9 protein-coding genes are annotated in these 9,786 nt (G+C 61.0%); 4 read left to right on the plus strand and 5 right to left on the minus strand.

The genetic code is table 11. The features are described from left to right. Nucleotides 1-89: 89 nt before the first annotated feature. Nucleotides 90-1,556, plus strand: a complete 1,467-nt coding sequence (gene cls / locus JMA46_RS08610) for a cardiolipin synthase (RefSeq protein ID WP_348770097.1) — start codon at nt 90-92, stop codon at nt 1,554-1,556. A gap of 102 nt (nt 1,557-1,658) precedes the next feature. Here cls and JMA46_RS08615 read toward each other — a convergent pair whose 3' ends face one another. Genes JMA46_RS08615 through JMA46_RS08630 form a run of 4 tightly spaced genes read right to left on the minus strand, consistent with a single transcriptional unit; the run spans nt 1,659 to nt 5,332 of the window. After that, nucleotides 1,659-3,836, minus strand: a complete 2,178-nt coding sequence (locus JMA46_RS08615; RefSeq protein WP_207344930.1) for a chorismate-binding protein — start codon at nt 3,834-3,836, stop codon at nt 1,659-1,661. Then, nucleotides 3,823-4,308: a low molecular weight protein-tyrosine-phosphatase gene (locus JMA46_RS08620; RefSeq protein WP_207344931.1), complete on the minus strand. Its 486-nt coding sequence runs from the start codon at nt 4,306-4,308 to the stop codon at nt 3,823-3,825. Before JMA46_RS08620 ends, JMA46_RS08615 begins: the two co-directional genes overlap by 14 nt. Nucleotides 4,309-4,363: 55 nt before the next feature. Continuing rightward, nucleotides 4,364-4,984 carry a LysE family transporter gene (locus JMA46_RS08625; protein ID WP_207344932.1) on the minus strand — a complete coding sequence of 207 codons (621 nt, stop codon included), beginning with the start codon at nt 4,982-4,984 and terminating at the stop codon, nt 4,364-4,366. A 9-nt stretch (nt 4,985-4,993) separates the two neighbouring features. Then, nucleotides 4,994-5,332, minus strand: coding sequence for a metalloregulator ArsR/SmtB family transcription factor (locus JMA46_RS08630; RefSeq protein WP_207344933.1), 339 nt, complete (start codon nt 5,330-5,332; stop codon nt 4,994-4,996). Nucleotides 5,333-5,364: 32 nt separating this feature from the next. On the opposite strand from JMA46_RS08630, the gene JMA46_RS08635 reads away from it, so the two are divergent. After that, nucleotides 5,365-5,817, plus strand: coding sequence for an arsenate reductase ArsC (locus JMA46_RS08635; protein ID WP_207344934.1), 453 nt, complete (start codon nt 5,365-5,367; stop codon nt 5,815-5,817). A gap of 340 nt (nt 5,818-6,157) precedes the next feature. Here the strand turns inward: JMA46_RS08635 and JMA46_RS08640 are convergent, their stop codons facing one another. Then, the gene (locus tag JMA46_RS08640) at nt 6,158-6,997 is read right to left on the minus strand and encodes a methyltransferase domain-containing protein (RefSeq protein ID WP_207344935.1); all 840 of its coding nucleotides are present in this window, start codon (nt 6,995-6,997) and stop codon (nt 6,158-6,160) included. Between the two features lie 265 nt (nt 6,998-7,262). Here JMA46_RS08640 and dnaK point away from each other — a divergent pair, with 265 nt between their 5' ends. Further along, complete coding sequence (gene dnaK, locus JMA46_RS08645) at nt 7,263-9,134, plus strand: molecular chaperone DnaK (RefSeq protein WP_207344936.1); 1,872 nt, start codon at nt 7,263-7,265, stop codon at nt 9,132-9,134. Between the two features lie 2 nt (nt 9,135-9,136). Continuing rightward, entirely contained in the window at nt 9,137-9,733 is a 597-nt protein-coding gene (locus JMA46_RS08650) for a nucleotide exchange factor GrpE (RefSeq protein ID WP_207344937.1), read from the plus strand. The last annotated feature ends 53 nt before the right edge of the window (nt 9,734-9,786 follow it).

The raw sequence follows: 9,786 nt of genomic DNA on the forward strand, positions 1-9,786 counted from the left end.
GCCGTGATTACGATTAGGCTGGTGTCATCTGCAAAGGTGAAAAGCCTGCAAATTGGGACTTTTTGAGGGGGAGCTGCGTGGTTTGGACGGTGTTCAACCTACCGATTGCCAGCACCTGGCTTTCAGCGCTCGTATTGCTGGTGGATTTGGCCATCCGACTTGTGGTTCTTGGTGTCATCCCAGGCAATCGCCGCCCCACCACGGCCATGGCGTGGCTTTTGTGCATCTTCTTCCTTCCCTATATTGGCCTGATTTTGTTTCTCATGTTTGGCAACTTTCGGCTTTCCCGGCGACGGCGGGAGGCGCAGGACGCCGTCAACCTCCGCATCTTGGAGGGGACCAAGAACATTGCGGCGCTGGTTCCTGAATATCATGGACCTGCGTGGGTGAAATCAGCCATGGAATTGAACCAGAATTTGGGCTATTTTCCGGCACTGGGCGGCAACAAGGTTCAGCTGATTGAGGGCTACCAGGATTCCCTGGACGCCATGGCTGATGAAGTCAGTAAAGCCACCAACTACGTCAATGCAGAGTTTTACATTATGAGTTCCGACGCCTGCACCGAACGGCTGTTCACAGAATTGGAAGCGGCCGCCGAGCGGGGTGTGCGGGTCCGGGTGCTCTTTGACCACATTGGTTCGCTTCGAGTCCCTGGGTACCGGGGAATGATCCGACGGCTCAAGGCAAGCCAGATTCAGTGGCGGCGCATGCTGCCTCTGCTGCCGGTCAAGGGCCAGTGGCGAAGACCTGACCTACGCAATCACCGCAAGATTCTTGTCATCGATGGACGCGTTGGGTTCACCGGGTCCCAAAACATCATCGAACCTTCCTATCGCAAGAAGCGAAACCACACAGTGGGACGCAAATGGGTTGAACTGATGACGCGCTTGGAAGGACCCATCGTGGGTACTTTGAACGTCATGTTTGCCACTGATTGGTCTGCAGAGACGGAAGAGTCGCTTGAGTCTCAGCTGGCAACCTACCACTGGGACTCCTTCGCCAGCGGACCGCTGTGTCAGGTGGTGCCCAGCGGGCCCGGGTTCATCACCGAAAACAACCTGCGCTTGTTCAACACCCTGTTGTACTCGGCTGAAGAGTGCATCACCATCTCCAGTCCATACTTTGTTCCAGACGACTCGCTGCTGTATGCAATTACCACTGCCGCCCAGCGTGGAGTTGTGGTGGAACTCTTCGTTTCAGAGGTGGGCGACCAATTCCTTGTTCATCATGCCCAGCGTTCGTATTATGAGGCTCTGCTCAGGGCTGGTGTCCGCATCTTCCTGTATCCCAAGCCGCTGGTGCTGCATGCCAAGCACTTTACGGTGGACTACGACGTGGCCGTGATTGGCTCCTCGAACATGGATATGCGCAGCTTCTCCCTTAACCTTGAGGTGACGGTTATGATGATTGACAGCGACGTGGTGCGGCAGATGCATGCCGTGGAGGACCATTACCGTTCAATTTCACGTGAGCTGCACTTAGAAGAATGGGTCAAGCGGCCCATCCTGGCCCGCTATGTGGACAACGTGGCCCGCTTGACGGCCACCCTGCAATAAGTTGCTGACGCAAATACGCACCTTCCCGCACATGCGGGGAATGGTTGCGCCGTTTAAGCGGACAACGTATGTATATGTGGAAAGGTACGTATAAAGTAAACCTCATTTCGGGAAATCGGCGCCGAGGGTGGATAAAACGCCGTATGCCTTGGCCTGGATCTCCTGCCATTCCGCCTCGTCTTGGGAGTCTGCCGTGATGGCACCGCCGATGCCCAGCGAGAGGTGCGTGCCGCCGTCGTGCGTGTCCTGGAGGACCAGAGTGCGGATCACCACTGACAAATCCAGGGCGGCATTGAGCGAAAAATAGCCGATGGCGCCGGAATAGATGCCGCGGGGCCCGGCCTCAAGGGAGTCGAGGATGGCCATGGTGCTGATTTTTGGCGCACCAGTCATGGACCCTGCCGGGAACGCTGCGGCGAGCGCCTGTGCACGCGAGCTACCCGGGGCCAATTGCGCTTCGATGGTGCTGACCATCTGGTGCACGGTGGCGTAACTTTCGATGGCGCACAGCCGGGGGACCGTCAATGATTCAGGTAGGGCGAAATGGGAGAGGTCGTTGCGTAGGAGGTCCACGATCATGACATTCTCGGCGCGATCCTTCAAGGATGTGTCCAGATCCTGTTTGAGCGCGGCGTCAATGTCCGGGTTGGCATCGCGGCGGCGGGTCCCCTTGATGGGTTCGGCTCGCATGAGCCCCTCCGGGCTGATACGCAGAAACCGTTCAGGGGAGGTACTGCAAATACTCAGTGAATTCAGCCGCATGAACGCTGCAAACGGCGCAGGGCTGCGTTTCCGTAGCGCCGCATAGGCTTCCCACGCGTCCACCTTGTGGGGAGTGCAGGCTTCCAATTGGGTGGTTAGGCAGATCTCGTAGGAGTTGCCGTTATAAATCTCTGCCTGTGCTGCGGCGATCATTTCCTTGTAGCGCAGCTCCCCGTCACGGGCAGTGAATTGGGGGATCGGTGTGCGAGCCGGGGCAAAGGCGTAGGGTTCACTGCCTGTGGTGGTGCCGTTTTCTGCGGTGTGCATGGCGGAGCGGACCCTGGCCATGAATTCCTTGGCCTCAGCGGTGGACACCGGGTGCTGGACGCTGGTCAGTGATAGGACGTAGAGGCAGTCATCGTGATGGTCCAGCACCACTGCCAGGCCGGCGAAGAGTAAGGCCGCAGCGGGCAGCGGCACAGGACTTGTGGAGCTTGGAGAACTTGCCCGGGCAGTTGCCGCACCACCTGTTTCGGCTTTGAGCTCATACCCCAAATAGCCCAGCCAGCCAAGCGTGAAATCGCCGGGATAGTGATCTGGAGCCCGCACGGCTTTGCGTCCCCATACCGAATCCAACCAGTTGAAAAACGACCCTTTTATGCGAGCGGTCACCTGTCCTGCGGACACAATTGTCACAGCCGATTCATGCCGGGCAAGCTGGCCAAAACAGCCCGAGTTATCGGCCATGATGGAAAATCGTGCCCGGTCAGCGCCAGCGGAGGCCGTGCCAGATGCGGTTGGTGGGGAACTTTCCGCGATGGAACTGTCCAGCCAGACCGCGTTGTGCGCACCGCCGTACAGGGCTTGGAAGAGCAGTGCAGGGGCAGGCAGCCCGTCAATGCGGACAGCGGAAATATCCAGGCCGCGGCGCCGCGCCAGTTCCGGGCCCAGCAGGTGTTCCAGTGCAGGAAGCTGGGTCAGTGCCTCGAGAACAAACTCCGGGGCCTGGGCTACGCCGTGGGTGCCGTCCACAACAACGTCGGCCAAGGCAACCCCTGCCCCCCACCCAAGGTGCTCCGTGCTGCCGTCCCCGGTTGGGGTGAGGAGATGCTCTTCCTGCTCTGCCCAAACATCCCAAAATGGTGCATAGGTGTCGCCGTCGCGCTCAAGGGCACGTTGTTTGCGAACCTGTTGCGGGGCATCGACCCAAATCACGGCATCAAGGAAATCTGCTGCACGGCCGTGCGAAGACCCCACCCCTTCCACAAGCACCACCGGGGCAGCGGCGGTGGTGCGGGAGGCGCCGTCATTCCTGGCTTCCCAATCCCACGCTGTCCACGTGGCAGGCAAGCCATGGTGCAGGGGTTCCAGTACGGAAGTGATATAGCGTTCCACTCCGCCGGCGAGCCCGTCCCAACCGGGGTAGATGTCCTCAAGATGGAACAGTGAGACGGTGCGGTGGCGGCGGAGCAAGGCAGCCAATTCCACGGCAAGGGTGGTTTTTCCGGCGCCTGAACGACCGTCGACGGCAATGATCACCGGGCGCTGTGCGGGCTGGGAGGGACTAACCACGTGCATGCGCCAGGATGCCGGGAATCGCTGCGGAGATCAGGTCCCAGCTGACTTCAAAGTCCTTCGCGTTCCCGAACCAGGGGTCGTAAATGCCCTGCTGTGCGGGTTCGGAGTGTGCCACGTCGGGGTCGAAGGAGCGCAGCATGCGAACCTTGCCTGCTGCTTCCTTGTTCGGGGCCAGCGCTCGCAGGTCCTCGTAGTGGTCGGTGTCAAGCGCCAGGATCAGATCCCGTTCGGCAAACCAGGACGGTTTGAACTTACGTGCGGTGTGAGCTGGGGTAACGATACCGTGGCGAGCCAGGATTGCTTTGGCGCGTGCGTCAATTGGGTTGCCAATTTCCCACGCCGACGTCCCTGCGGAGTCGACAACCAAGTCCAGTCCGGCTTTTTCGGCGGCATCCGCCAGCATGAACTCGGCCATGGGGGAGCGGCAGATATTGCCGGTGCACACGGTAATGATCCGGAAGGGGGTGGTCATTGAAACAGTCTATCGGCGCGCACCGCAGCGCCGGGGCGAAGAGCGTTCGGTGAACTTATACCAATGCGAGCAAGATGCCAACGCCAATGAACAGGATGCCAAATATTCTGTTCAGCAGCAGTTGCCCGCGTTCGCTGGTGGTCAGGTGCTTAAGCTGTTTGGCGCCGGCGGCAAAAACGAACCACATCACGATGATGTCGATGACCACCACGGTTGCTGTCAGGATGACGTACTGGGGCAGTAGGGGATCGTGCGGACGGATGAACTGGGGCATGAAGGCCAGGAAGAAGACGATCGCCTTGGGGTTGAGTAAGTTGACCCAGAGCCCGCGGCGGAACATCGAGGGGCCGGACTCGGCAACGGAAGGCGTGTTGCCGCCGTCGTCCTTCTCCGCCTTGGCCAGCAGTTTCATGACGCCCAGATAGACAAGGTAGGCGGCGCCCACGTAGCGGATCATGGCGAACAGGAATGGAGAGCTGGAGACGAGAATGCCCACGCCGGCAGCCACAATGACGACGTGGATGACAAGGGCCAGCTGCTGGCCCAGAATGCCCCAGAAGGAGCGGCGGAAACCTGAAACCAGCGCGTTGGACATGGTGTTGATGGCGCCTGCACCGGGAGTCAGGCTGATCATGGCGCCAGCGCCGGCAAGGGCCAGCCAAAGTGAGAATTGCACCCGCCAAGCCTACAGCGCGAGAATGCTCTCCGCGGCAGACTCCAAGGCGCCGGGCACCAACGAGTAATACGCCCAAGTGCCGCGCTTTTCGCGGTGCAGCAGGCCGGCGTCCACAAGGATTTTCAGATGGTGGGAAACGGTCGGCTGGCCCAGCCCCAGCGGACCGGTGAGTTCGCAGACGCACGCCTCGGCACGGCTACTGGAATTGACGGGACTGGACTTGACGATCGAGAGCAGGCGCAACCGGTTGGGGTCTGCCAGGGCCTTGAGTAAGCTGGCCTTTGCTTGGGCGTCCGCCGCGCTCAGTGCGTTCCGGATCCTTGGTTCACACGACGGCGAAATGTCCATGCTCCCATTATCCCCTTGGTTTATGCTGCATTATGAGCGCGCAAACACTAGTTCACGTTGGAGGAATCGTCTTGACCGAACGGAAGCCTTCCGTACTCTTCGTCTGTGTGCACAACGCCGGACGCTCTCAAATGGCGGCCGCGTATCTGCGCGAGTTAGCGGGCGGGGCCATCGAAGTTCGTTCTGCCGGCTCAGCCCCGGCAGCGTCGGTGAACCCGGCGGCGGTGGAGGCCATGGCCGAGGACGGCATCGATATGTCCGCGGAAACCCCGAAAATCCTGTCGGTGCAGGCCGTAGAGGAGTCCGACGTCGTCATCACCATGGGCTGCGGCGACAGTTGCCCCATCTTTCCCGGCAAACGATACGAAGATTGGGAGCTGGCGGATCCTGCGGGCCAAGGCGTGGACGCCGTCCGGCCCATTCGTGACGACATCAAGGCTCGGATCCAAGTATTGATCGCCGAACTGCTGGCTCCGGGGGCCTAGCGCCACTTTGTTGTGCGGACTGATGCCTCCGACCTGCCGTTGCGAAGGGCCCAATCCAAGCCACGGTCAGGGACCAGCCAGGGACCAGCCACCATGGCGTAGGCGACAAGCCCGAATGCCGGTGATACAAAAGTCAGTGCACAGCTGGCCACGTAGATGACGCTCAGCAAATAGCTCCAGAGCGACGGGTAGATACTGGCCAGCCGCGCCCAATTGGCTGTCTGCGGTGTTCGAACTCGAGCACCTTGATAATGATGCCGATCGCCAGCACACCGTCACTGAGCGCCTCCAGCCGGTTCTTGTCCATCGTGGACCCTTTTTGTTTGTCTGGCTCTTCCGGCTATGCCCGGGCGATGATCTCGGCGTTCGGCATGACGAACCAGCCGTCCTCGGCGGCGCCCCAAGCCCGCCACCCCGCGGCGATGCGTGCCAGCCCCGCCGTATCCGCCAATCCGTAGGCCACAGCCTGTTCGGCAAGCGCCGACTTTTCCGCCCGGTCGGCCCAATCTTCGGAAAGCCAGCGGCACCCTTCGGCTGTTGCATACAGCCAGTTGCTGCTCGACGGCGTGACATCGGTGAGTCCGGCTGCCTGCGCCCAGTGCAGCAGGCGCCGTCCGGCATCCGGCTCGCCCTGGTTGTGTCTGGCCACCAGCTGGTACAAGTCCATCCACTCATCCAGTTCAGGCTGCTCGGGGTACCAGGACATCCCATGGAAATCAGCCTCCCGCAAAGCTACGACGCCACCCGGTTTCGCCACACGGTGCATCTCCTTCAGGGCTGCGACGGGATTGCTCAGGTGCTGCAGGACCTGATGGGCGTGGACCACGTCACAGCTGTTGTCGGGGAAGTCCAGGCTGTAGATGTCACCGCTGTCAAAACTGAGGTTGTTGAGGTGACGTTCCCTGGCCAATGCCGTGGCGACCGCAACGACTTCCGGTGACCGATCAAGGCCCAACACCTCACCGGGAGCCACCAGGCAGGCAAAATCAGCAGTGATGGTGCCCGGTCCGGAACCCACGTCCAGAACACGGAGCCCGTGGTGCAGGTGTGGAATCAAGTAGGCTGCGGAATTTGCCGCCGTCCGAGCAGCGTGCGACCGGAGTACGCTTTCACGGTGTCCGTGGGTGTAGACATCATCGTGGCCCGATCCGGTTGCCCCGCCTGCGCTATTTCCGCTCATAAAACGGAGCGTACCCCTGAAGCGGTCAGCGGGCCAGAGCCTCCCGTACGGAAGTACCAAGGTGAGCTGTGCCAGGAAAACCGGCGCTCCGACGTCGTTCTTGTTCGCCCAAAGTGAAAGTTGAGTCAACTACGCTCAACTTTATTTGACATGGAGGCGAGGCTGAGTAAAGTTGAGTCCAGAACGCTCAATACCGCTGGTTGAGCGACCCGCCGCCAACGTGGCGGACCAGTTCACTCAGCGTCTCATGAAAGGAATCACTCTTATGTCACGTGCCGTAGGTATTGACCTCGGAACCACCAACTCAGTCGTCTCCGTCCTGGAAGGCGGCGAGCCCACCGTCATCGCCAACGCCGAGGGCGGGCGCACCACTCCTTCTGTGGTTGCCTTCTCCAAGAGCGGGGAAGTCCTGGTTGGCGAGATCGCCAAGCGCCAGGCCGTCAACAACATCGACCGCACCATCGCCTCCGTCAAGCGCCACATGGGCACCGACTGGAGCATCGGGATCGATGACAAGAAATACACGGCGCAGGAAATTTCCGCCCGTATCCTGATGAAGCTCAAGAACGACGCCGAAGCTTACCTGGGTGAAAAGGTCACTGACGCAGTGGTCACCGTCCCCGCGTACTTCAACGACGCCGAGCGCCAGGCCACGAAGGAAGCCGGCGAAATTGCCGGCCTGAACGTGCTGCGCATTGTCAACGAGCCCACAGCTGCCGCCCTCGCCTACGGCCTGGACAAGGGCAAGGAAGACGAACTCATCCTCGTATTCGACCTCGGTGGCGGAACGTTCGACGTTTCCCTGCTGGAAGTTGGCAAGGACGAGGATGACTTCTCCACCATCCAGGTTCGTGCCACGTACGGTGACAACCGCCTCGGCGGCGACGACTGGGACCAGCGCATCGTTGAGTACCTGTTGAACCAGCTCAAGGTCAAGGGCATCGACCTGTCCAAGGACAAGATCGCCCTGCAGCGTCTAAAGGAAGCAGCTGAGCAGGCCAAGAAGGAACTCTCCTCCTCCTCCAGCACCAGCGTTTCCCTGCAGTACCTCTCCGTCACCCCCGACGGTCCGGTGCACTTGGACGAACAGCTGACCCGCGCCAAGCTCCAGGACCTGACCAAGGACCTGCTCGAGCGCACCAAGAAGCCGTTCAACGACGTCATCAAGGAAGCCAACATCAAGGTTTCCGACATTGACCACATCGTGCTCGTCGGCGGCTCCACGCGCATGCCCGCCGTCGTCGAACTGGTCAAGGAATTGGCTGGCGGCAAGGAGCCCAACAAGGGCGTCAACCCGGATGAGGTTGTGGCCGTTGGTGCCGCACTGCAGGCCGGTGTCTTGAAGGGTGAGCGCAAGGACGTGCTCCTGATCGACGTCACGCCGCTGTCCTTGGGCATCGAAACCAAGGGCGGTGTCATGACCAACCTGATCGAGCGCAACACGGCCATCCCGACCAAGCGTTCGGAGACCTTCACCACGGCAGATGACAACCAGCCGTCAGTGGCCATCCAGGTCTTCCAGGGCGAGCGTCAGTTCACCCGCGACAACAAGCCGCTGGGCACGTTCGAGCTGACGGGCATTGCCCCGGCTCCTCGCGGCGTCCCGCAGGTTGAAGTCACGTTCGACATCGATGCCAACGGCATTGTGCACGTGTCCGCCAAGGACAAGGGCACCGGCCAGGAGCAGTCAATGACCATCACGGGCGGCTCCTCGCTGTCCAAGGATGACATTGAGCGCATGGTTCGTGAAGCTGAAGAGCACGCCGCCGAAGACAAGACCCGCCGCGAGGCAGCAGATCTGCGCAACTCCGCAGAACAGCTGCACTACTCCGTCGACAAGGTCCTGGCCGACAACGACGACAAGCTGCCCGAGGACGTCAAGAACCCGGTGAAGGAAGACGTCACCGCGCTCAAGACTGCTCTGGCCGGCGACGACGACGAAGCCGTAAAGGCCGCGTTCGAGAAGCTGCAGGCTTCACAGTCCAAGCTGGGCGAGTCCATCTACGCCGCAGCCCAGGCTGAGGGTGCCGCAGCCGGCGCTGGCGAATCTGCCGAAGGTGCCGCACCCGAAGGTGCGCCTGAAGAGGACATCGTTGACGCGGAGATCATCGACGAAGACGCAGACGAGAAGAAGTAACCATGTCTGAGTCTGTGAATCCCGAAGGAAACGAGCCCGTGGAGCCGGTTCCCGAGCCTGACGAGAGCGCTGAGAACCCGGTGGCTGAGTCTGTCGAGACCCAGGGAGACGCGCTGTCCCAGGCGGAGGACATCCTCAACGGTGTTGAGGTGCCCGCCGAGGAGTCAGTCGCCCAGGGTGCCGGTGACGAAGCAGCAGAGCTGAAGAATGATTTGCTCCGACTGCAGGCTGAGTACGTCAACTACCGCAAGCGCGTAGAGCGCGACCGTGCAGTTGCCGGACAGATGGCTGTCATCGGAGTCCTCAACTCGCTGCTTCCCGTGCTCGACGACATCGACGCAGGGCGTGCCCACGGCGACATTGCCGACGGCCCGTTTGCAGCGATCGCCGGAAAGCTGGAGACAACGCTCGGAACGTACGGCCTGGAGCGGATCGACGCCATAGGCGTTCCCTTCGACCCGACCGTGCACGAGGCGCTCATCCAGCAGCCTTCGGCCGACGTCGAAATTGATACCGTCAGCCAGGTGCTGCGCAACGGCTACAAGTCCGGTGAGCGCATCCTGCGCGCCGCTCAGGTAATCGTGGCAGTACCCGAATAGCAACAACACCTTGCTGGGCGGGGGGGGGGGGGGGGGGGGGCGGCCCGGCCCCC

Source organism: Arthrobacter sp. E3 (genome assembly GCF_017353415.1).
In the GTDB taxonomy this organism is placed as follows: domain Bacteria; phylum Actinomycetota; class Actinomycetes; order Actinomycetales; family Micrococcaceae; genus Specibacter.

What these genes read in the sequence shown, in the direction of transcription:
- JMA46_RS08640 (WP_207344935.1), bottom strand. Translation starts at nt 6,997, where the DNA reads ATGAGCGGAAATAGCGCAGGCGGGGCAACCGGATCGGGCCACGATGAT.
- JMA46_RS08630 (WP_207344933.1), bottom strand. Translation starts at nt 5,332, where the DNA reads ATGGACATTTCGCCGTCGTGTGAACCAAGGATCCGGAACGCACTGAGC.
- JMA46_RS08620 (WP_207344931.1), bottom strand. Translation starts at nt 4,308, where the DNA reads ATGACCACCCCCTTCCGGATCATTACCGTGTGCACCGGCAATATCTGC.
- JMA46_RS08635 (WP_207344934.1), top strand. Translation starts at nt 5,365, where the DNA reads ATGAGCGCGCAAACACTAGTTCACGTTGGAGGAATCGTCTTGACCGAA.
- dnaK (WP_207344936.1), top strand. Translation starts at nt 7,263, where the DNA reads ATGTCACGTGCCGTAGGTATTGACCTCGGAACCACCAACTCAGTCGTC.
- JMA46_RS08650 (WP_207344937.1), top strand. Translation starts at nt 9,137, where the DNA reads ATGTCTGAGTCTGTGAATCCCGAAGGAAACGAGCCCGTGGAGCCGGTT.
- JMA46_RS08615 (WP_207344930.1), bottom strand. Translation starts at nt 3,836, where the DNA reads ATGCACGTGGTTAGTCCCTCCCAGCCCGCACAGCGCCCGGTGATCATT.